A 21,324-nucleotide genomic window follows, 5' to 3' on the forward strand; every position below is an offset into this window, starting at 1 on the left:
TTCCTCTACCTCCTTACAAGGGTCTGAATGGCTTTAAGGGCCATGCCTGTGGCATTCTGGTTAGATGTAACAACGTCAGCCGGCTTGTTAGCGCAACCCGCTGCAAACATCCCACCATTTTTGAAGTCATTTATAATAAAACCGTCAGGGGTGTAGGTCAGATCCGCATTGGGTTTGTCAATGGCTGCATTGGGTTGCATACCGGTGGCCAGTACGAGCATATCCACTGTTTGACGGATTTTTTCACCGGTGATGGTGTCTTCGGCAACCAGGTTGATATTTCCTGTCTCTGCTTCTTCGCCGACTTCAGCCACCTTCCCTTTAATAAAAAAGATATTTTCATCCTCTTTTAGCGTTGCATAGAAGCGTTCATATTTTCTGCCAGGGGTTCTCAAGTCGATATAGTAGATGTAGATTTTCGCATCCGGATATTGTGCCCGAAGATAGGTTGCATGTTTTAATGATGCCATGCAGCAGATATAAGAGCAGTAGGGCAGATGGTTTTCATCTCTTGAGCCGGCACATTGTGCAAAGGCAATAGTTTCAGGTGCTTTGTCATCAGACGGGCGGATAATCTTACCTTCCGTCGGACCATTCAGGGAAGCCATTCTTTCCAGCATCATATTGGTGACGATGTTCTGGTATCGGCCAAATCCGAGATTGTCAATTTTCGTTGCATCATAGGGAGTCCATCCGGTGTTCCAGACAACGGCGCCCACTTTCAGGTCAAAGGTTTTTTCTTCCATGTCAAAATCAACGGCATCGTATTTACAGGCCGCTTTTACTCGGTCACGGTCATCTGTGCTCATGGCCGGGTCCATGACATATCGCATGGGGAAGGCCATGTTGTGCGGGAGATAAGCGGCTTTTCTTCGGTCCATGCCAAAATTAAAATCATTTGAAATTTCAGTATCACAAACAGCTGCACAGTCGCCGCAGGCAGTACAATTCTCGTTTACATAGCGAGGCGATGTTTTTACAGTGACCGTGTAGTCACCGGCAGATCCGGATACATTCTGTACTTCTGACAGGGTGAAGACTTTAATATTTTTGTTGTCCTTGAGCCTTCTGTAATTAATTTCGAGCCCGCAAGTCGGCGGGCAAAGTTTGGGGAAATAGTGTTTTAGCTGGGATACTCTTCCACCAAGAGATGCTTCCTTTTCCACAAGGAAGACCTCATATCCCACTTCGGCAGCTTCTAGGGCAGTTGTAAGGCCGCTGATTCCACCACCAACCACCATAATGCTTCCGCTAACCGGGGCTGAATTATCTGTTGTCATGCTGTCTCTCCGTGCATTTGGGTTATATTATTTGGGGTTAACGCTTCTTTTTATGCCAAATCTAAAGGGGATTTCCCTTAAGATTAATACGTTTTTTTGGCATCCTCTCTCCTATTTTGTAGGTGAAAAAAATGGTTTTTTCATCTACAAAAGAGGAGACAGGAAGAAAACCTCAAAACCGTCAAAATTTGAAAAAACCTCCAGGCACTTGTAAACCAGCACCTGGAGGTTATATTCTAATAACGTACTTTAAGATCTTGCTTCAGCACTAGTCGGAAATAATCTTAATATACGGTACTTTTTTCAAACTCCACTCATTTGTTTCTTTGTTGTATGTTGAGTTGGTAAAACAGAACCATTCTTCATCATTCTGTCCCATGAAGTCACCTCTGTAATAGAAACCAGGGTATCGTGATTCTTCACGGAACTGGATGTGACGGGTATGTGCCTCAACTGTGTAGAGACGATGGTTAATTTCCCATGCTCTCATCAGTTCATGCAGATCGCCGGCAGCAATATTCTCAAGATCTTCACGGAACATTTCAAAGTTTTCCATGAGGATTTCAAGAGATTTTCCACCTGTCATGTAGTAAGTAGCTGTTCCACCACCATACTCATTGGTCATTTTCATCAGACGCATTGCCATACCAGAAGGTTTGCAATAGTTCGGGTTAACGGTTTCGTCTGTTGTATAGGTAGAATTGTCAAGATATGTTCTGACAGGTTTATAAACCATGTCAACCAGTTCCTGATCCGTTTCTTTGAAACTTACGGCTCCAGGATTGTCTCGGAGGTATTTGATCATTTCTTTTGCACAAATACGGCCTTCAGCATGGGAACCGGATGAGAATTTATGACCGGAACAACCCACACCGTCACCAGCCGTAAACAGACCTTTGACAGTTGTCATTCTGTTGTAGCCCCATTTGTAATCAGCAGGAACCCAGTCTTCTTCAGGACCGGAGCACCAGATGCCGCAGCAACCTGAATGAGATCCCAGCAGATACGGTTCAGTAGGCATGACTTCAGAGTCTTTTTTCTCAGGCTCAGTATTGGTAGCACACCAGAGACCAGCCTGACCAACGGACATGTCAAGGAAATCTTCCCAGGCTTCTGACTCAAGATGTTTGAGCTCTTTTTTGCTCATTGTCTCACCGAGTTTGGCAAGGGCATCAGAGGTTTTCATGATGATGGGACCACGGCCTTCTTTGTATTCTTTCATCATCAAATGGTTTCTCAGGCAGGTCGGTGTAACAGCAGCAGTTCCATAAGGCGCATATTTTTCAAGTTCTGCTTTTGCTTCGTCAGAAGCGGCATAGTTCTCACCAAGACCATTAACCGTCTGGGCTTTAAACAGAAGGAACCATGCACCAACAGGGCCGTAACCATCTTTAAAACGAGCCGGGGTGAAACGGTTTTCCATCATGGAAAGTTCAGCACCTGCTCTAACAGCCATTGTATAAGTGGAACCGGCATTCCATACAGGATACCAGGCACGACCTTTACCCTCACCAACAGAACGGGGCTGGTAAACATTAACCGCGCCGCCACAGGCAACCATCATTACTTTAGCAGTGATGATATACACTTTGTTTTCACGTACGGAAAAACCCACTGCGCCGGCAACTTTTGTCGGATCGTCTTTGTCGTTAAGGAGTTCAACAATAAAGCATCTTTCAATGATGTTGTCTTCGCCAAGTGCTTTTTTACCGGCTTCAGCAACGATTCTCTTGTAGGATTCACCATTGATCATGATCTGCCATTTACCCGTACGAACTGGTGTGGCACCGCTTTTGAGGGAACCGGCCTTGAGGCCTTTTTTTCCATCAAGGTTTTTTCCATCATCTGTTTTTTTCCAGACAGGAAGTCCCCATTCTTCGAAAAGATGTACGGAATCATCTACATGACGTCCCAGGTCGAAGATCAAGTCTTCACGAACAATACCCATCAGGTCATTTCTGACCATGCGGACATAGTCTTCAGGTTTGTTCTCGCCAATATATGTATTAATAGCTGAAAGACCCTGGGCTACGGCGCCTGATCTTTCAAGGGCTGCTTTGTCACAAAGAAGAATTTTTGTGTCGTCGCTGGCCCATTTTTTAATTTCAAATGCAGTTCCACAGGCAGCCATACCGCCACCTACGATCAGAACATCAACGTCTCTTTTATCAACCTCTGGGTCTCTTACAGCTTTAAGTTCTCCAATAGGTTTGTTAGGTAATGCCATTATATACCTCCAAAATTATGTATAAAGTATCAAAATTACTTGGTTGACAGTAAAGGGATTATGCAAGCTCTGTTGGAGCTACGAGGACATAACCGTCAGCTTCCTGGGTAGAAAGAAGGCCACTGTCAAGGTCTTTACCTTTAAGATCCGCATATGCATTTGCTTCACCTTCAGGAGTAGTTCTGATGGGGAACTTGAAGCGTTTTACAACGCCGTTTCTGAACTTACAAGTCCACATAATGTCCTCAGTACCCATCATGGGAACTGTTGAGCCTCCCATGGGTACAAAGTCAGAGTATCCTCTAACTTCAATTGCCTGGGAAGGACAGATTTTAACACATGAAAAGCATTCCCAGCACTGATCGGGTTCCTGGTTGTATGCTTTCATTTCATTCGGTTCAAGAACCATCAGGTCATTGGGACAGATGTACATGCATGCTGTTTTGTCCCCACCTTTGCAGCCGTCACATTTTTCTGCAATTACAAAAGATGGCATTTAAAATACCTCCATAGTTTAAGTTAATCAAAACGCACAATATCGTTGTGCTACAAAATTATATTCCACCAAAACAGGCCGGATTTTTTTTGTTCGGCCTGGTAAACTTTTAAGCCAGCTTAGGGACCAATAAAGAATACCCCCTATTAATCCAAGCTTTGCATAAATGTACTCGGAATAGCACTCTCTCACTCTTTTTGTCAAGAATTTTTCAAAAAAGATTTGCCTTAATTTTGAATAATTTTCATCAGCGGGAACAACAACAATATATATTGGTTTTTACTGGGATAGGTTACACTATGTAGTCTTTTTTTTTGAAAAAAAAGAAACTGGAAATCTAAAAAAAATGCTGATAGATTAAACAGACCCAAAACGCGCGTTTAAGCAGACAAAAGGAAATAAAAATGGCAGAAGAGATGATACCGTTAAACCTACAGGACTTAATGAAATTTGATTGTAATAGTGAAAATGAATGTTTTAATGAGTGCTGCCGTGATTTGAATCAGGCACTGACACCCTATGATGTTTTACGGTTAAAACAATGCCTGGGGATGTCTTCCCAGGATTTTTTAAGGACGTATACCGCGCTTCACTATGGGCCGAAATCCGGTTTACCGGTCATTGAATTTAAACCCAATCCAGGTATGGGATATGCGTGCCCTCTTGTCACGCCCCAAGGATGCTCTGTTTATAAGGACAGACCGGCATCCTGTCGGATGTATCCCCTGGCCCGGGCCATTTCACGTTCAAGGAAAACCGGAGAAATCACCCAATACTTTGCCCTGATTGAAGAACCCCATTGCAAGGGATTTGGCCGGCAGAACGGTCAAACGGTTGAGGAATGGCTGAAAGGGCAGAATGTGGACAAACACAATCAGGCGAATGACAAACTCATGGAGGTGATCAGCTTGAAAAATCGAATCATGCCTGGCAAACTGGAGGGTATGTCGGCGGATAACTTTTATCTGGCCCTATACGACCTGGATGCGTTTCGAGAACAGATTTTTGAAAACGCCCTTCTAAAGGATTTTAATCTCCCTGATGCCATTTTAGAAACCATACGAAAGGATGATGAGGCGCTGCTGGATCTGGGCATCAAGTGGATAAAAAACCGGCTGTTCGGCATCGAGATAACATAGGGAGGCTGAAGATTAATGCAGATTAAAGGGAAAGTGGCCCTTGTGCTGGGGGCGGTCAAGGGAATTGGAAAAGGGATTGGTATGGCATTGGCACAGCAGGGTGCAACACTCGTGTTAACCCGTCACGACTGGGAAGATGCGTTTGAAAGTATGGAAAAAGATTTTTCAGACCCTGACTGCGATCACACCATTATCACAGCTGATTTACGCCATATTAAAGACATTGAACAACTGGCGGCCGCTATCGAGGAAAAATATGGTCGTCTGGATATCCTGATCAACAATATTGAGAGAGGCGGCTGGCCAACAGTTCACGGTGAATACGTCGAAGCGCAATGGGACCTTGAAATGGAAACCACACTCAAGGCAAAGCAATGGGTGTTTTCGTCGGTTTTCCCTTTGTTAAAAAAAGCAAAAGCGGCAGTGGTCATCAACATATCGTCCATCGCAGGGATCGTTGGACGATCCGGCCCGGCCGCATTGGTTTTTAATGACGGGTATGCTGCTGCCAATCGGGGTATTTCAAGTCTGACGGAAACCTGGGCCCGGATGGGGGCGCCCACTATTCGGGTCAATGAACTGATGCTGGGGATGGTTGATACCCGTCATGCCCGGGACACCCGGGGTTGGAGAGACGTTCTCACCAATGAGGAAAAGCAGTCGCTGGTCGATCACACCTTACTGGGTCGAACAGGAACACTAGAGGATGTGACCAAAGCCTGTTTGTTTATAATAAAGGACGCCCCTTACATGACCGGAAGCGTTTTACGGATAGACGGTGGATATGTGCTGGCCGGAGAAGCCATTCCCCCCATGCCCAAAGGAATTGTTTAGTGTTATAACGCAACTTTCGGACGTTAGCGCTTTAATCGACGGGGTCAGGCTTTTTTTATGGTGCTTTTCATCACTATAGGATGCTGCTGGCCATTTATGAACGGTGGATGATGTTTTGAATGATATGGCTGAGCTTTACCGGGTCATGTCTGACAATCATCGCAGGGGTATCCAGAACATCCATCAGGTTCAAGTCTCGGTGATCCCAGAACGGGTCTGTTTTATATAAGGTAACAAAATCCGACTTTTGTTCGGAATAGGTATCCAGTATTTTTTGCAAAGGAGAGGTCGTGTTGCCGATGATACCATCAACCTTTCTGCCCAGTCGTTCTTCCAGTTTGATGACAAAATCCTTTCCTGTAAAATTGTGGGTTTCTCCAAATTTAGTCATGATATTAATGATAAAATAAATTTTTGCAGATGTGTTTTGCAGGGCCTCCTTTACGCCGGGCACAATAAGGTTGGGGATAATGCTGGTAAACAGATCGCCCGGTCCGATAAAAATATAGTCTGCCTGTTTGATGGCATCCAAAACAGGTGGATATACAGAAATTGAGGCATGATGATGGGGGACCAGGAAGACCTCTTTGATCCGCTCCCGCTGGGTTCCTCTGGGCAGATCAATGGCTTCTTCGCCATAGATTCTCTTTCCGTCGGTCAGTTCGGCAACAAGGGTTGCCCGGTCCAGGGTAACAGGAAGGATGGTGCCGTCCACATCAAGGATTTCCGAAAGCGCGACAACCCCGGCAGGGAAATTACCTGTATATCTTGAAAGCATTGTCAAGAGCATGTTGCCGGCACTGTGGCCTGCCAGGCGGCGATCTTTTTTAAACCGTTTTAACAGGATGGAGCGACAGGAATCCTGATAGGGAGACAATGCAAGGATACATTTTAAAATATCCCCTGGCGGCAAAATTCCCAGTTCATCTCTTAATCTGCCGGTGCTTCCGCCTGAATCTACCATGGAGACAATCGCTGTGATGTGGATGTCCTCTATCTCCCTTAATCCGGATAATAAAACAAATTGACCACTTCCGCCACCAATAGTGGCGATCCGTTTTTCCGGTGTTTTCATGGGCCTCCTTTTTTTTAAACTCACACAAACTCAGCCGTGGTGTAAGCCTTGGTCCCTTCAATTGTGAAACGTGTATACACGGCACCCTAACCATTGGAACAATACTATTGTGAAAGCAGCATTTGAGCGATAGTTTCTTTTATCTTCCCGGTTTTGTTACCCGCTTGCCGATACGCCATCTCTATCTGGGCCATTTGCCGATAAAAAGGGGTCCTGTCAAACCTGATATAGGGTTTACTATCAAACAACCCTGCTGCACATCCCTTGCTGATGATCGGTTTTAGCCCCGGCCTGCTCAGTTCATGGGGAAGTCCGTGGAGTCTGCATATCATGGGTCTGTAGGCGTATAAAAGGCAGCGGTGGTTTTCATTTGCCGGACAGTAAATTTTTAGACTTTTTGTTTCAGCGGTTTGATGAAAGGTCTCTTGGCAATAATTTTTTGCTCGGTCTAAAATAATTTTTTGTCTGTCGTGGGCAAGCGTATTCATACCATGGCACAAATAGGCACGCTCTATATACGTATGGTGGAAAAACAACGATTTGCAGCAATTGTCTGCACAGCCAGTGCAGTTGAAATGATATGCTGCAGCAATTTCGTTCCAGGCTGTGTCCATTGTACGGTATAGGGTTACCAGGGATTCAAAAGGGGTATCTATCATGGTTTCAGAATCAGACTAAGGGTTTGGGGAGAAAAATACTGGTATATAGATTCATGGCATATCGATCTGTCATGCTGGCAATCATATCACATACGGATCGTTTAAGGAGATTTTTTTCAGCATCCCATGGGGCCATTTCCATTTTTTCCAACTCCCGTTGAAGGGCATTGGAATCGTTTAAAAAATAATTATATAGATCAATGATCACTTTTTTTGCCTTTGAAAATTCGTTATGAACCGCAGGCGATCGATAGACTTTCTCATATAAAAATTTGCGCAGGATGATCATGGCATGAAAGGTATCTTCACCCATATTCAGGATTAATTTGCCATTTTTGGGTCCACTGTTATAAACCAATTGTTCGATCATGATGCTGGCTCTCTGGGAGTGTGTTTTTCCCAGCTTTTTAACACAGATATCAGGAACGTCTCGCAAAGAGACGACTTTGCCCCTTAATGCATCATCAAGGTCATGGTTTAAATAGGCGATGATATCAGCAATCCGGACAATTCTGCCTTCGATGGTAATGGCAGTTTCTCCGGGGGTCGTGGGAATGATATTGCCAAAGCCTTTGGAATGTTTGAGAATGCCGTCTCTGACCGCCCAGGTCAGATTAAGGCCTTCCCCCTTGTTCTCCAGGGAATCCACCACCCTTAAGCTTTGATCAGCATGGGAAAAATGAGGGGAATAAACCTCGATTAATGCAGCTTCGCCGCCATGACCAAATGGTGTGTGACCCAGATCATGGCCCAGTGCAATCGCTTCGGCCAGGTCCTCATTAAGGCGCATGGCCCGGGCAATATTCCTTGAAATTTCGGCAACTTCAAGCGTGTGGGTCAACCGGGTCCGATAATGATCACCCAAAGGGGAAAGGAATACCTGGGTTTTGTGTTTCAATCGTCTGAAAGCGTTGGAGTAGACAATTCTATCCCTGTCGAGCTGGAAGGGTGTTCGAATATTACAGGTGATGGTTTCCTGGGCCCGCCTTCGGGCATCAATACTTAACGTTCCGTATTCGGAAAGAAAGTTTTTCTCTCTGATCTGGAACCGCTCCCGTATGGACAATGTTTCATCCAATGGGTTTTCATTGGCATATCGATTTTTTTTTGCTTTCATAAATTTTTATTGAATATTTATTAAAATTCAATACAATACCATAATTAATTAAAAAAAATAAGTTTTTACGCAAGTATACTTGAGCATACGGTGCCCATTTTGTAAAGGCCAAATTTACGGACAAGAGAGGTTTTAAATTGGAATATGAACACGGCATGGGGCTGGCATTGGAACAGGCCCGGATAGCATTTGCAAGAGGGGATTTTCCCGTGGGGTGTGTGATTGTCCAGGAGGGACGCGTGATGGCCGTCGGCGCAAGGCAGGGAACGAACAGGGAAAGGGGGGTTTCCAGTGAAATAGATCATGCTGAAATAAATGCTTTAAAACATCTCGAAACCATTGATCTGCCGGTTGATCCTAAACGATGCATCCTTTTTTGTACCATGGAGCCTTGTTTGATGTGCTTTGGCGCCATTATCCTGTCCGGTATAAAAAAGATCGTCTATGCGTATGAAGATCCCATGGGGGGCGGGACCCGGTGTGATTTAAAAAATCTGCCGCCGCTGTATGAACAATGCGGTATTGAAATTGTCTCTGGTGTATTACGCGAAAAAAGTCTTGACCTTTTTTATAATTTTTTTAATAAAGAGAGCAATCGTTATTGGAAGAACAGTTATTTGGAAGCCTATACCCTTACTAATCATCAACGAGAACGCGTGACAAAATAAAAATGCTTGCATTTTTATAGGCAAGCTCATATAATAGAAGGGTTATACTTGTTCTGTCAAAAGATAAATAAGAATCGGATAGTTGCAGGAGGTGTAGGATATCTAAGCAAGGAAGACAGGATCAGACAAATGTGAATAAGGGAATCCGGGCCAGTCAGGTTCGTGTCATTGGCTCTGATGGGGAACAGATTGGAATCATATCCATTGAAGAGGCCTTAAAGGTTGCAGGGAATGAATCTCTTGATTTGGTTGAGGTCTCTCCGGATGCAAAACCACCTGTCTGCAAAATCATGGATTATGGGAAATTTAAGTACGAGCAGACCAAGAAAAAGCAGGAGACCCGACGGAAACAGAAAAGTACTCAGATTAAGGAAATAAAGGTACGGCCAAAAACAAATGACCATGACCTTGAAACCAAAGTAAAGCATGTTGAGAAGTTTATCAGTAAAAATGATAAGGTCAAGATTACGCTGGTTTTCAGGGGGAGAGAATTCATGCTCAAAGAACAGGCCAACGACGTACTGAATAAAATTATTGCCCTGACTGAACCGTTTGCGCAAGTCGAGCAGCATCCAAAGTTTGAGGGCCGTGTCCTCACCATGCTTTTGGGACCCAAATAATCTAAATTGCTTTTTTAAAACAGCAAAACTGTCTGAAGATACATAATAAATGTATGGTGGTACATTGTGCGTTTCGGCTTTGTACCACCATATCTTTTTATAAATGAAATACAGGAGAGGATAAAATGCCTAAGATTAAAACATGTAGAGCGGCTGCAAAGCGGTTTAAAAAAACAGGATCAGGGAAGTATAAATTCCGGAAATCCCATGCCAGCCATATCTTAACCAAGAAAAGTACGAAAAGAAAAAGATCGTTAAGGTTGGATCAGATGGTCGATAAAGATAATATGCAGGAAGTCAGGCGTTTGTTACCCAACGGATAAATACCGTCTGGATCAAAATTAACAAAAAATGATCCAAGAGAATACTTAAGAATTTAGGAGTTTGACAAAATGAGAGTCAAAAGAGGATTTAAGGCCCGAAGACGCAGAAATAAAGTGCTTAAACTGGCAAAAGGGTTTAGGGGCGGAAGAAGTAAACTATACCGCACTGCAGCAGATGCTGTTGATAAAGCATTGATGTATGCTTACCGGGATAGACGGGTTCGTAAGAGAGAGTTTCGAAAGCTTTGGATCGTTAGAATTAATGCCGCAGCAAGGATGAATAACCTGTCATACAGCAAATTTATAAACGGCCTTAATCTGGCAGGCTGTGAATTGGATCGTAAGGTATTGGCGGATCTGGCAATTTGTGATCCTGCAGGTTTTTCTCAGTTGGCATCACATGCCAGTGCTCAGTTTAATTAGATTAAACGGGTTGTGGGGGTATTTTGCAAAACAATATTATCGATATTGAGAAAGAAGCCATTGAAAGCATAGCACAGGCAGACGATTCAGACCAACTGGAACAGCTTTCCATTAAATATCTTGGCAGGAAGGGAGTGCTGACTAAATTTTTAAGAAACATTTCTTCTCTTCCTGAGTCGGAGCGCCCAAGTGCCGGTCAGAATGCGAATATTCTTAAGGGAAAGCTTGACACCGCATTTAAGGCAGCCTTTTTAAGACTTGAGGCGCTGGATGACAAAGGGCCTGCCGGTATTGATGTGACGCTTCCGGGGCGCCCGGTCCAACAAGGGGCACTTCATCCGATAACCCAGGTGGCCAAAGAGATTAGTGATATTTTTTTAAGACTTGGGTTTGATATAGCAGAAAGCCCGGAAGTTGAAACGGATTATTATAATTTTGAAGCCTTGAATATTCCCAAATATCATCCTGCCAGGGATATGCAGGATACCTTTTATGTGTCGGAAAACATCGTATTGAGAACGCATACGTCTCCCTCCCAGCCCCGGGTAATGGAAAGTACGAATCCGCCGGTGAGAATTATTTCACCGGGAAAGGTGTTCCGATGTGATTCAGACCTCACCCATACCCCCATGTTTTATCAGATTGAAGGCCTGATGGTGGATGAAAATATCTCCTTTGGTGATTTAAAAGGCATATTGACCACCTTTGTCCATCAATTCTTTGATAAGGAAACATCTTTAAGATTTCGGCCCAGTTTTTTTCCGTTTACTGAACCCAGTGCTGAGGTGGATATTCGTTGTGTTATGTGCAAGGGCCAAGGCTGTCGAATCTGTTCAAAAACCGGGTGGCTGGAAGTATTGGGTTCTGGAATGGTTCATCCGGCGGTCTTTGAAAATGTTGGCTATGATACCGACAAGTATACGGGGTTTGCATTTGGCGTTGGGATTGAGCGTATGGCCATGCTTAAATACGGTATTGATGATATCAGAAAATTTTATGAAAACGACATTCGTTTTTTAGGGCAATTTTAATATGAAAGTCAGTTTAAGCTGGTTGAAAGAGTATATTCCGGTTGACCTTGAACCTTCTGTGATCGCAGAAAAGTTGACCATGGCAGGTCTTGAAGTTGATGCGGTGGAAGAAAGATATGACTATCTTAACCATGTTGTGGTGGCCAGGGTAGATGCGGTCAAAAAACATCCCAATGCAGACAAGCTTTCTGTCTGCACAGTTGATGCGGGCGGGGAGCAGCAGATTCAAATCGTTTGCGGTGCGCCCAATGTCCGGGAAGGTATGTTTGTGCCGTGCGCACTGCCCGGAGCGGTGCTGCCTGGCGATGTGAAAATAAAAAAGGGTAAGCTTCGGGGAGAAGTTTCCCAGGGCATGTTATGCAGTGCGGCTGAATTGAGACTCAATTCAGATGCATCCGGAATCATGGATCTTGATGGTGAATTTGTTACGGGAATCCCCCTTGCACAAGCCCTGAATGTATCGGATACGGTGTTTGAAATTGACTTGACCCCCAACAGGCCGGATTGTTTGAGTTATATCGGTGTGGCCCGGGAGGTAAGGGCTTTCATGGAGCCGAAACAACCGTTAAGATTGCCGGATTTTACCCTTGCCAATGACAAAATAGGGAATGAATCCATTCATGAGTATGCAACCGTCCAGATCAAAGATCCGGATCTTTGCCCGAGATATTCAGCCGGCCTTTTGCTGGATGTTACCATAAAACCGTCTCCGTTCTGGCTCCAGCAAAGGCTTGAATCCATAGGGCTTACACCCATCAATAATGTGGTGGATATAACCAACTTTGTCATGATGGAGACGGGTCAGCCCCTCCACGCCTTTGATTTTGATGAGGTGGCAAAAGGGCAGATTATCATCAGGCGGGCTGGCAGTGATACGGATTTTACCACCCTTGACAGTAAAGACCATACACTTGAACCGGATATGCTCATGATTTGTGATGGTGAAAGACCGGTTGCCCTGGCCGGGGTAATGGGGGGGGAAAATTCAGAAATTTCAGATGACACCACCCGGGTGCTTGTGGAAAGTGCTTATTTTAATCCTGTTTCCATCAGGAAAACGGCTAAGAAAACCGGGATCGCCACTGACGCCTCACATCGGTTTGAAAGAGGGGGAGACCCGGACGGAACCGTCAAAGCCTTAAAAAGAGCGGTTTCACTTATGGCTCAACTTTGTGATGCAACCATTGCCAGGGATATCATTGATGAATATCCGAATAAGGCTGTACCCCTTGAAATTGACGTGAATACGGATCGTTTGAATATCCGGCTGGGCACAGATTTAGACGCGGATGCCATCCATGAGATACTCAGTTCAGTGGGATTTGAAGTGGAGAAGACCCATGCGGCACAGCTTAAAGTGGGGGTACCGTTTTTCAGGGTTGATGTCACCCGGCCGGAAGACCTTTCTGAAGAAGTGGCCCGGTTATGGGGCTATAACAATATCAAGACCCGTTATCCGCTGGTCCCTGCGGAAGGCAGACCATTGGACCCAAAGATTCTTCTTAGAGAAAAACTCAGACAGATCATGATCGGATTTTCTTTTTTTGAAGCCATCAACTATAATTTCATTCATGAAAAGTTTTGTGACAATTTGAATTTAAGGGGTGACGACCAAAGGCGACGGGTGGAAACGATTTTAAACCCGATTTCAGATCAGATGTCGGTTTTAAGAACCTCCATGATTCCAGGGCTTTTGGAAACCATGAAAAGAAATATTTCCCAGCAGACCATTTCGTTAAAGGTTTTTGAAATCGGGAAAATTTTTTATGCCACCCAGAAAGGGTTTTTGCCGGAAGAACATGAAATGATGGCCGGTCTGATGACCGGGAACCGATCGGTTCAGTCCTGGCATTCAAAAAAATCTGATGTTGATTTTTTTGATTTGAAAGGTGTGGCTGAAGGCCTTCTTGGAGCGTTTAAAGTCAAGAACCCGGTTTTTGAACCAGTGGTAGATGACACCTGTCCGTATTTTAAAACCGGGTATACCGCCCTTGTTAAATCCGGTGACCATTTGATCGGCACGCTGGGAAGGATTGATGATAAGGTGTTAAAAAATTTTGGATTAAAGCAGGCGGCATTTGTGTTTGATTTTAGTCTGAAATCCATACTGGAGGTCCTTCCCGACGTTGTAGAAGCCGAACCGCTGCCACGATTCCCTTCTGTTTCAAGGGATATTACCATTATTGTTGACAGATCCGTAATGGTTGGCGCAATATTAAAGCAGCTTGACCTTATTTCCCAACGAGAGACCCTGATTGAACGAGTCTTTCTTTTTGATGCCTTTGAAGGACACCCTTTGGCTGAAGATAAAAAATCCCTGTCTTTCAGGGTTATTTACAGATCAGCCAATAAGACCTTGACAGAAAAAAATATTAAAAAACTGCATACAAAAATTTCAACGGCTGTTCTTGATCAGTTTGATGGAGATTTGCCGGAATAAGTGTAACCGATTAATAATCGGTATTTTGACCGTTGCTAAGGCAAAGGTTGAAATCTGTTATTGACAAAACACATAAAGATTGGTATGTTGTTCCGCTAATGCGGGCATAACTCAGCTGGTAGAGTGCAAGCTTCCCAAGCTTGATGTCGCGAGTTCGAATCTCGTTGCCCGCTCCATCTTTATACGGTTGGGATGGCGGATGTGTTCCATTATGGAGTTAATATATGATCTGAACCAGTGATTGTGTTTTTTGGGGAAGATTTTGTAAGTGTTGTACTTAGGAACGGGCATCTGCCCGTTTTTGTATTTGAGGACTTTATAAAAAATAGGTATTTAAGGCGATATATGGGTGCCAGGCAGAAGCGAGACAATCACATTTTAGTGAAAGAAATTAAAAAAGTTGCACAGCCATTGTGCCAGGCTGAAAATTTCGAGCTTGTCCATCTGGACCATGTTCAAAGTGATCGGGAAACCATTTTCCGCATTTTTTTGGATAAGCCCGGGGGGATTACATTAGATGATTGTGTTGATATCAGCCGTCAACTGGGTGATTTGATTGATGTTCAGATTGAGAATATAGGCAGTTACCGGCTTGAAGTTTCTTCACCCGGGCCGAAACGGCCTTTGAATAAAAAAGAAGATTTTCATCGTTTCAAGGGCGAGCGGGTAAAAATTGAGACAAATGAATTGATTGAAAATAAAAAAAAATTTACCGGAATTCTTGAGACGATTAATGATGATTCTGTTGTGATTGCTGTTGATGAAAAACGGCTGGAAATATCAGATCATGTGATCAGCAAAGCAATGCTTGCAGGTCAGTAATATGGAGAATGCTTAGTAATGTTTATCACAGATATTAAAAGGGTTATTGATCAGGTAAGTCGCGAAAAGGGTATTGAACCGGAAGTTCTCATTAACACCCTGAAAGAGGCCATTATTTCTGCAGCCAGAAAAAAAATTGGACCCCGAGCTGATATAGAGGTTCATTATGATAATAAGACCGGTGAAGTTGAAGTTTTCCATTTTAAAGAAGTGGTGGAAGAGGTTGAATACCATGACAGTGAACTGACGCTTGAAGACGGATATGAATATGATCCGGAATGCGAGATTGGCGACAGTCTAGGTATCCGGATAGATACGGAAGAATTTGGACGAATTGCTGCCCAGTCCGCCAAACAGGTCATTATACAGAAAATGAGGGAAGCCGAAAGAAATGCCGTTTATGAGAATTTTATCCAGAAAAAAGGAAAAATTATCAATGGTATTGTTCAACGGTTTGATCGCGGCAGCATTATCGTAAATCTGGGGCAGACTGAGGCGGTTTTAAGGCCCAGGGACCAGATGCCAAAAGAGAATTACAAACGGGGTGACAGGGTCAGGGCATATGTCCTGGATGTACTGGAAGAATCAAAGGGTGCACAGATCATTTTGTCCAGAACCCATCCGGAATTTATTGTGGAATTATTTAAAACGGAAGTGCCTGAAGTTTCCGAAGGAATTGTCACTGTGCGCGCCGCTGCAAGGGTTCCCGGCCTCAGGGCTAAAATTGCCGTATCCTCCATGGATTCGGATGTGGATCCGGTGGGGGCCTGTGTTGGGATGAAGGGAAACAGGGTTCAGAGCATTGTTCAGGAACTTCGGGGTGAAAAAATTGATATTGTTCAATGGAGTCCGGACATTGCCAGATTTGTGTGTAATTCCCTATCGCCTGCCGAGATTTCCAGGGTCATTATTGATGAAGATAATCGATCCATGGAAGTCATTGTAAGCGATGAATACCTTTCTATTGCCATTGGCAAGGGAGGGCAAAATGTTTCTCTGGCCTGTGAAATAACCGGCTGGCATCTTGAAGTGACCAGTGAAGAGGACTACAGCCGGGAAGTTAAAGAAGGGTATAACAGCTTGATGAAGCTTGCCGGGGTGGGCTTGTCCCTGGCGGAAACGCTGTTTAAGGGGGGATATTCTTCTCTTGAGGATATATGTGAAGCCAATGTTGAGGATATCGTTTCCATCACAGATTTTGACGACGCTAAAGTTGAAGAAATGATTGAAGATGCAAAAAATATCCTGGAAATGGAATTAAGCCAGGAAGCGCAGGATCAAGGTCCGGAGGGCAGCCAAGAGATCCAGGGCAGCCAAGAGATCCAGGACAGTGAAGAAATTCAGGACAGTGAAGAAATTCAGGACAGTGAAGAAATTCAAGATGCCGAAGACGGAGATGAATTAGTGTAAACGGCTGATGAATAAAGGTTAGCAGGCGAAAAAAGAATATAAAAAAGAGTATTACTTGGGGGCAACAAATGGCGAAGGTCAGAGTATATGAGTTAGCTAAAGATCTTAACATGACGAACAGAGCGCTTCTTAATAAAATGAAAGAATTGAAAATTGACGTTAAAAGCCATATGAGTTCTCTGGAAGATAGTGATGTTAATGTGATCAAAAGAAGTCTTTTGGGAAAAGAAAAAAGAAAGACCGATGTTAAGATAAAATCATCTGTCATCCGCAGAAGAAAGCGGAAGGTTGAAGAGATTGTTGCGCCAAAAGAGGAAGAAGAACCTGAGCAGGTTGTCGTACCAGAAAAAGAGGCACCTGTGACCGATGAGGGAACTGAAGCTGTATCCGCTGTTGAGCAAACAGAGGGTGAAGAATCATCCAAATCATTGGAAAGTAACGTTTCGTCTGATATGCCGGATTCTGTGCAAAAAAAAGACAAATCCAAACCAACGAGCAAAAAAAGCCAGCCTGCAAAGATTATCAAACCTGCCATCATAGTGAAACCCGTCGAAAAACCTGAAACAATCGTCCCAGCCCCTGAAATAGACGTTATCGAACCGCCCCTATCAACAGAAAAAGACCCCAAGATCGAAGAAACGAGTATTGAAAAAGAAGGAAAGGCCTTGGATATCCCGCCTGAAGACAGTATCGAAAAAGAAACAAAAGAGGCCGTCATACAAGAGGAGACAGAGTTGGTAGACGTTGAAGATATAGAGAAAACGGTTAAAAAGAAAAAGAAAAAGAAAAAGGCCACCCCTGCAAAGATTGTTAAAATTGCAGATCCTTCTGTGCTTGAAAACTTAAGGAAATCCTCATCTGGTGAAGATAAAAAATGGGCAAGTACAAAACATGAGGTCAAAAAAGACGGGCCACCTAAAAAATCGTTTCAAAAGAGAGACCCTGTGACATCAACTTCTGGGATTCCTAAAAAGAGTTCAGTAGTGAAAAAGGATGTTTCGGCAGAAACAGATATTGGAAAACGCAAAAAAGAGAAACGAAAAGTGGTTTTTGGCGAGGACAAGCCCGCCGCCGGCAAAAGAGTGCAACGCAAGAAAAAATCCGTCATTGAAAAGGATGCGCTTTACAATAGTCCCCGGGGTAAAAAGAAACGCGGTAGAAAAGAGCCCAAAGGCGGCAAAAAGGGAAAATTTCAGAAAACCCAGATTACAACCCCCAAGGCTATTAAAAGACGGATTAAAATTGATGATGCCATTGAACTTGCCGAACTTGCCAAACGAATGGGTATCAAGGCCAATGAAATGATTGCCAAGTTGATGACGTTAGGGGTTATGGCAACGGTGAACCAGACCATTGATTTTGAAACAGCCGTATTGGTTGCAACAGAATTTGATTTTGAGGTGGAAAAAGCGTCTTTTGAGGAAGAAACCCTTCTTAATATTGAAGATGGGGAGGATGACGAAGCTAAAAAAATGGGAAGGGCGCCAGTGGTGACGATCATGGGGCATGTAGACCATGGGAAGACCTCGCTTCTGGATGTCATTCGGAAATCTAAAATCACCAGTGGGGAAGCGGGTGGAATTACCCAGCATATTGGGGCCTATAATGTTGAAACCCCCAATGGTGGTCGGGTCACATTCCTTGATACGCCCGGTCATGCCGCGTTTACGGCCATGCGATCCAGGGGTGCCAAGGTGACGGATATTGTGATTCTTGTTGTGGCTGCCGATGATGGGGTCATGCCCCAGACCATAGAAGCCATCAATCATTCTAAAGCTGCCGGTGTACCGGTTTTGGTTGCAGTCAATAAAATGGATAAACCCGGAGCTGATCCGGATAGAATCATGCGGGAGTTGTCAGAGTTAGATTTGCTTGCCGAGGAATGGGGCGGCAGTGTCATTTTTGTAAAAGTATCTGCAAAAACCGGTAACGGTATTGATGAACTTCTTGAAATGGTTCTACTGCAGTCTGAGGTTCTGGAACTCAAGGCAAACCCAGACAGAAAAGCATCGGGCTATGTGGTGGAATCACGGCTGGATATCGGGCGCGGTGCAGTGGCAACGGTACTGGTAAAAGAGGGCACCTTAAAAGAGGGTGATTCGGTTGTCTGCGGGCTCTATTCCGGTCGGATCAGGGCCATGATGGATGATACGGGAAACCGGATCGACTTGGCAGGTCCCAGTACACCCGTCGAGATCGTGGGTTTGAACGGTGTGCCCGATGCCGGGGATGAGTTCATTGCGGTGGCTTCAGATAAGGATGCAAAACAGATTGCCGGTCACAGGATGCAGAAACAAAGGGCCAAAGAGCTGGCTAAGAAAAGTCGGGCAAATCTTGAAAAAATGTTTGAAAATCTGGGATCTGCTGAAGTCAAGGAACTCAAGCTGATTGTTAAGGCCGATGTTCAAGGTTCCATAGAAGCCTTGAATGATTCATTAAAAGAGTTGGCCAAGGAAGAAGTGGAAGTTAAAATTGTTCATTCCGGCGCTGGAACGATTAATGAATCGGATGTGGGGCTTGCCGCCGTATCCGATGCCATTATCATCGGGTTTAACGTTCGGCCGTCACCCCAGATCCGACGGCTTGCCAAGGATGAAAATGTGGACATGCGTTTTTATGATATTATTTATAATGTCATCAATGATATTAAGGCTGCATTAGATGGTATGATGCCGTCCACATTCCATGAAATTATTATTGGGCGGGCAGATGTCCGTGAAACCTTTGTCGTTCCAAAGATGGGAACTATTGCCGGCTCTCATATTTCAGAAGGTAAAATGATCCGTGGTAAAAAAGTCAGGCTCCTGAGAGATGGTATTATCAAGAGTGATACACAGTTGTCATCTTTGAGACGATTTAAGGATGATGTCAAAGAGGTGGAACAGGGATATGAATGTGGTATCGGTCTTGACAAATACAATAATATCAAGGTCGGTGATGTGATTGAGTGTTATGAAGTTGAAGAAAGAAAGTATAAGGCAGATTGATTAAAAAATGAAACCCTACACAAGAGCTGAAAGAATCAGCGTTAAAATTCAATCTGTTCTTACTGAACTTTTGACCAAAAAAATTCAGGATCCGAGGATTGAGATGGTTACCATCAGCGGTGTCAAGTTATCTCCGGATCTTAGGATAGCCCAGGTGTATTTTGCGGTGTACGGTGATGACAAGCGGATCAAGGATGCCCTGGAAGGATTTAAGCGATCCAAGGGGTTTATCAAGAAGCGCATTGCTCCGGAATTAGGATTGAAGTTTATGCCGGATTTAAGGTTTGTCCATGATGATACCTTTGACAAGGCTGCCCGAATGGATGCGTTGATTAAATCGGCTTCAACCGGACCGTCAGACGAGCAAGCATCTTAAATATATTCCCATGAAAAGTGGTCTTCTCCCCATACATAAGCCCGAAGGGATCTCTTCCGCCCGGGTGGTTGCCCGGGTTAAACGGCTATTGGGGGCAAAAAAAGCAGGGCATACAGGGACCCTGGACCCTTTTGCCACCGGATTGCTTCTCTGCGGTATTAACCAGGGGACCCGGATATCCCGATTTTTTCTTGAAGGCCACAAACGGTATACTGCCAGAATTTGTCTGGGGGTTGAAACCGATACCTGTGATTTGACAGGCAATCCGACCTTTACTGCACCGAAAAATAGTCTGGATACCCTCAAAACAGAGGATGTCGCAGCTGCAATAGTATCTTTCGCCGGTCTTCAGGATCAGATTCCCCCGGCCTTTTCGGCCTTGAAACATGAAGGTCAGCCGCTGTATAAACTGGCCCGCCAGGGCATAAAAATACAAAAACCACCCCGGCAGATTGAGATTTATGATATCCAGATCCTTGATATGGAATTGCCCTATATTGATGTGGACGTTTTTTGTTCAGCCGGCACTTATATCCGGACCCTTGCGTTTGATATCGGCAGAAAGCTTGGATGCGGTGCGCATCTGTCAAAGCTTTGCAGAACCCAGTCCAGCGCATTTACACTGGAAACTGCCATTGACCTGGAAGCGCTTGAAAGACTGGATAAAACAAGTGCCGAACAAAGAATTGTACCGTTGGCAGATTGTCTTGATTTTATGCCCAAAATTTCGGTGGATGAATCAATAGCAAAAAAAATTCAGTATGGTCAGCGACTGACCATAGATGAGATTGGACCGCCACCAGCAGGTCCAGATCAATCCATCCGGCTGATCGATGAAAACTATCAGCTTCTGGCCATCATCCAATTTGCTGAAAATAGACGGGAATTTAATTATTCTTGTGTTTTTTCACGTTAACTGGTATTGACTTAAGGTTATATATATTTGTAATGGTATGATGATCTGTTTTGCATTTCCTTTTTCTGAATGGAATATTGGATGGGAAATCATAAAAATTTAGATCAATCAAGCATATCATGTTTTTTTTATTCCAGATAAAGGAGTTGTAAAGTGGTTTTATTAGTAGAAAACAAAGAGGAGATGATTGAGCAATTCAAGCTCCACGAGTCTGATACCGGCTCACCGGAAGTTCAGGTTGCTATTCTAACCCATCGTATCAGTTATCTAACCGAACATCTTAAAGTTCACAAAAAAGATCATCATTCAAGGCGGGGTCTGTTGATCCTTGTTGGAAGACGCAGGAGCCTTTTGGATTATGTTAAGAAAAAAGATGTGAACCGATACCGTTCTTTAATTGAAAGACTCGGACTTAGAAGATAGAATGACAGACAACCGGTTTTTGACACGGTGTGGGTCAAAGGCCGGTTTTATATTTTTA

The 21,324-nt window shown here is 44.1% G+C and carries 20 protein-coding genes and 1 tRNA gene; 15 read left to right on the forward strand and 6 right to left on the reverse strand.

Translation table 11 applies throughout. The features are described from left to right. Positions 1–5 precede the first annotated feature (5 nt). The 3 genes from Q1Q15_RS06215 to aprB all read right to left on the reverse strand — a co-directional run bounded on the left by Q1Q15_RS06215 (position 6) and on the right by aprB (position 4,003). Entirely contained in the window at positions 6–1,280 is a 1,275-nt protein-coding gene (locus Q1Q15_RS06215) for a CoB--CoM heterodisulfide reductase iron-sulfur subunit A family protein (RefSeq protein WP_300457722.1), read from the reverse strand. 268 nt (positions 1,281–1,548) lie between these two features. Continuing rightward, entirely contained in the window at positions 1,549–3,507 is a 1,959-nt protein-coding gene (aprA, locus tag Q1Q15_RS06220; RefSeq protein WP_300457724.1) for an adenylyl-sulfate reductase subunit alpha, read from the reverse strand. A gap of 58 nt (positions 3,508–3,565) precedes the next feature. After that, positions 3,566–4,003 carry an adenylyl-sulfate reductase subunit beta gene (gene aprB, locus Q1Q15_RS06225; RefSeq protein ID WP_300457726.1) on the reverse strand — a complete coding sequence of 146 codons (438 nt, stop codon included), beginning with the start codon at positions 4,001–4,003 and terminating at the stop codon, positions 3,566–3,568. Between the two features lie 404 nt (positions 4,004–4,407). Between aprB and Q1Q15_RS06230 the strand changes: the two genes are divergently transcribed. Together Q1Q15_RS06230 and Q1Q15_RS06235 are read left to right on the forward strand one after the other, a co-directional pair. Then, positions 4,408–5,142: a YkgJ family cysteine cluster protein gene (locus Q1Q15_RS06230; RefSeq protein WP_300457728.1), complete on the forward strand. Its 735-nt coding sequence runs from the start codon at positions 4,408–4,410 to the stop codon at positions 5,140–5,142. Between the two features lie 15 nt (positions 5,143–5,157). Continuing rightward, positions 5,158–5,976 (forward strand): SDR family oxidoreductase, encoded by an 819-nt coding sequence (locus tag Q1Q15_RS06235; protein WP_300457729.1) that lies wholly within the window; start codon positions 5,158–5,160, stop codon positions 5,974–5,976. A 94-nt stretch (positions 5,977–6,070) separates the two neighbouring features. On the opposite strand, the gene yvcK is transcribed toward Q1Q15_RS06235, so the two are convergent. The 3 genes from yvcK to Q1Q15_RS06250 all read right to left on the reverse strand — a co-directional run bounded on the left by yvcK (position 6,071) and on the right by Q1Q15_RS06250 (position 8,827). Then, positions 6,071–7,051, reverse strand: coding sequence for a uridine diphosphate-N-acetylglucosamine-binding protein YvcK (gene yvcK / locus Q1Q15_RS06240; protein WP_300457731.1), 981 nt, complete (start codon positions 7,049–7,051; stop codon positions 6,071–6,073). 104 nt (positions 7,052–7,155) lie between these two features. Continuing rightward, entirely contained in the window at positions 7,156–7,710 is a 555-nt protein-coding gene (locus tag Q1Q15_RS06245) for a hypothetical protein (protein WP_300457733.1), read from the reverse strand. Between the two features lie 10 nt (positions 7,711–7,720). Further along, positions 7,721–8,827: a deoxyguanosinetriphosphate triphosphohydrolase gene (locus Q1Q15_RS06250; RefSeq protein WP_300457735.1), complete on the reverse strand. Its 1,107-nt coding sequence runs from the start codon at positions 8,825–8,827 to the stop codon at positions 7,721–7,723. A 137-nt stretch (positions 8,828–8,964) separates the two neighbouring features. On the opposite strand from Q1Q15_RS06250, the gene Q1Q15_RS06255 reads away from it, so the two are divergent. The 13 genes from Q1Q15_RS06255 to rpsO all read left to right on the forward strand — a co-directional run bounded on the left by Q1Q15_RS06255 (position 8,965) and on the right by rpsO (position 21,266). Continuing rightward, on the forward strand, positions 8,965–9,495 hold the full coding sequence (locus tag Q1Q15_RS06255) for a nucleoside deaminase (RefSeq protein ID WP_300457736.1): 531 nt from the start codon (positions 8,965–8,967) through the stop codon (positions 9,493–9,495). A gap of 98 nt (positions 9,496–9,593) precedes the next feature. Continuing rightward, entirely contained in the window at positions 9,594–10,115 is a 522-nt protein-coding gene (infC, locus tag Q1Q15_RS06260) for a translation initiation factor IF-3 (protein WP_300457789.1), read from the forward strand. Positions 10,116–10,240: 125 nt separating this feature from the next. Beyond that, on the forward strand, positions 10,241–10,438 hold the full coding sequence (gene rpmI / locus Q1Q15_RS06265) for a 50S ribosomal protein L35 (protein ID WP_300457738.1): 198 nt from the start codon (positions 10,241–10,243) through the stop codon (positions 10,436–10,438). A gap of 69 nt (positions 10,439–10,507) precedes the next feature. Beyond that, entirely contained in the window at positions 10,508–10,861 is a 354-nt protein-coding gene (gene rplT / locus Q1Q15_RS06270) for a 50S ribosomal protein L20 (protein ID WP_300457739.1), read from the forward strand. A gap of 23 nt (positions 10,862–10,884) precedes the next feature. After that, positions 10,885–11,892, forward strand: a complete 1,008-nt coding sequence (gene pheS, locus Q1Q15_RS06275) for a phenylalanine--tRNA ligase subunit alpha (protein ID WP_300457740.1) — start codon at positions 10,885–10,887, stop codon at positions 11,890–11,892. A gap of 1 nt (position 11,893) precedes the next feature. Next, the gene (gene pheT, locus Q1Q15_RS06280) at positions 11,894–14,332 is read left to right on the forward strand and encodes a phenylalanine--tRNA ligase subunit beta (protein WP_300457742.1); all 2,439 of its coding nucleotides are present in this window, start codon (positions 11,894–11,896) and stop codon (positions 14,330–14,332) included. A gap of 100 nt (positions 14,333–14,432) precedes the next feature. Beyond that, positions 14,433–14,508: transfer RNA gene (locus Q1Q15_RS06285), tRNA-Gly, on the forward strand. A gap of 169 nt (positions 14,509–14,677) precedes the next feature. Next, positions 14,678–15,154 (forward strand): ribosome maturation factor RimP, encoded by a 477-nt coding sequence (gene rimP / locus Q1Q15_RS06290; RefSeq protein WP_300457743.1) that lies wholly within the window; start codon positions 14,678–14,680, stop codon positions 15,152–15,154. Between the two features lie 18 nt (positions 15,155–15,172). Continuing rightward, positions 15,173–16,564 carry a transcription termination factor NusA gene (nusA, locus tag Q1Q15_RS06295; RefSeq protein WP_300457745.1) on the forward strand — a complete coding sequence of 464 codons (1,392 nt, stop codon included), beginning with the start codon at positions 15,173–15,175 and terminating at the stop codon, positions 16,562–16,564. A gap of 68 nt (positions 16,565–16,632) precedes the next feature. Then, positions 16,633–19,551 (forward strand): translation initiation factor IF-2, encoded by a 2,919-nt coding sequence (gene infB, locus Q1Q15_RS06300; RefSeq protein WP_300457747.1) that lies wholly within the window; start codon positions 16,633–16,635, stop codon positions 19,549–19,551. A 7-nt stretch (positions 19,552–19,558) separates the two neighbouring features. Next, complete coding sequence (rbfA, locus tag Q1Q15_RS06305) at positions 19,559–19,927, forward strand: 30S ribosome-binding factor RbfA (RefSeq protein ID WP_300457748.1); 369 nt, start codon at positions 19,559–19,561, stop codon at positions 19,925–19,927. Between the two features lie 10 nt (positions 19,928–19,937). Continuing rightward, positions 19,938–20,843, forward strand: coding sequence for a tRNA pseudouridine(55) synthase TruB (gene truB, locus Q1Q15_RS06310; protein ID WP_300457750.1), 906 nt, complete (start codon positions 19,938–19,940; stop codon positions 20,841–20,843). A 153-nt stretch (positions 20,844–20,996) separates the two neighbouring features. Then, positions 20,997–21,266 carry a 30S ribosomal protein S15 gene (gene rpsO / locus Q1Q15_RS06315; RefSeq protein WP_300457752.1) on the forward strand — a complete coding sequence of 90 codons (270 nt, stop codon included), beginning with the start codon at positions 20,997–20,999 and terminating at the stop codon, positions 21,264–21,266. The last annotated feature ends 58 nt before the right edge of the window (positions 21,267–21,324 follow it).

The organism is Desulfobacula sp. (assembly GCF_030145145.1).
Classification (GTDB): Bacteria; Desulfobacterota; Desulfobacteria; order Desulfobacterales; family Desulfobacteraceae; genus Desulfobacula.

Bases quoted from the DNA above. Each gene is read 5' to 3' on its own strand.
- rimP (WP_300457743.1), top strand. From the start codon at position 14,678: ATGGGTGCCAGGCAGAAGCGAGACAATCACATTTTAGTGAAAGAAATT.
- pheT (WP_300457742.1), top strand. From the start codon at position 11,894: ATGAAAGTCAGTTTAAGCTGGTTGAAAGAGTATATTCCGGTTGACCTT.
- Q1Q15_RS06230 (WP_300457728.1), top strand. From the start codon at position 4,408: ATGGCAGAAGAGATGATACCGTTAAACCTACAGGACTTAATGAAATTT.
- truB (WP_300457750.1), top strand. From the start codon at position 19,938: ATGAAAAGTGGTCTTCTCCCCATACATAAGCCCGAAGGGATCTCTTCC.
- infB (WP_300457747.1), top strand. From the start codon at position 16,633: ATGGCGAAGGTCAGAGTATATGAGTTAGCTAAAGATCTTAACATGACG.
- aprA (WP_300457724.1), bottom strand. From the start codon at position 3,507: ATGGCATTACCTAACAAACCTATTGGAGAACTTAAAGCTGTAAGAGAC.
- Q1Q15_RS06215 (WP_300457722.1), bottom strand. From the start codon at position 1,280: ATGACAACAGATAATTCAGCCCCGGTTAGCGGAAGCATTATGGTGGTT.
- rpmI (WP_300457738.1), top strand. From the start codon at position 10,241: ATGCCTAAGATTAAAACATGTAGAGCGGCTGCAAAGCGGTTTAAAAAA.
- nusA (WP_300457745.1), top strand. From the start codon at position 15,173: ATGTTTATCACAGATATTAAAAGGGTTATTGATCAGGTAAGTCGCGAA.
- yvcK (WP_300457731.1), bottom strand. From the start codon at position 7,051: ATGAAAACACCGGAAAAACGGATCGCCACTATTGGTGGCGGAAGTGGT.
- rplT (WP_300457739.1), top strand. From the start codon at position 10,508: ATGAGAGTCAAAAGAGGATTTAAGGCCCGAAGACGCAGAAATAAAGTG.
- Q1Q15_RS06235 (WP_300457729.1), top strand. From the start codon at position 5,158: ATGCAGATTAAAGGGAAAGTGGCCCTTGTGCTGGGGGCGGTCAAGGGA.
- rbfA (WP_300457748.1), top strand. From the start codon at position 19,559: ATGAAACCCTACACAAGAGCTGAAAGAATCAGCGTTAAAATTCAATCT.
- Q1Q15_RS06250 (WP_300457735.1), bottom strand. From the start codon at position 8,827: ATGAAAGCAAAAAAAAATCGATATGCCAATGAAAACCCATTGGATGAA.
- aprB (WP_300457726.1), bottom strand. From the start codon at position 4,003: ATGCCATCTTTTGTAATTGCAGAAAAATGTGACGGCTGCAAAGGTGGG.
- Q1Q15_RS06245 (WP_300457733.1), bottom strand. From the start codon at position 7,710: ATGATAGATACCCCTTTTGAATCCCTGGTAACCCTATACCGTACAATG.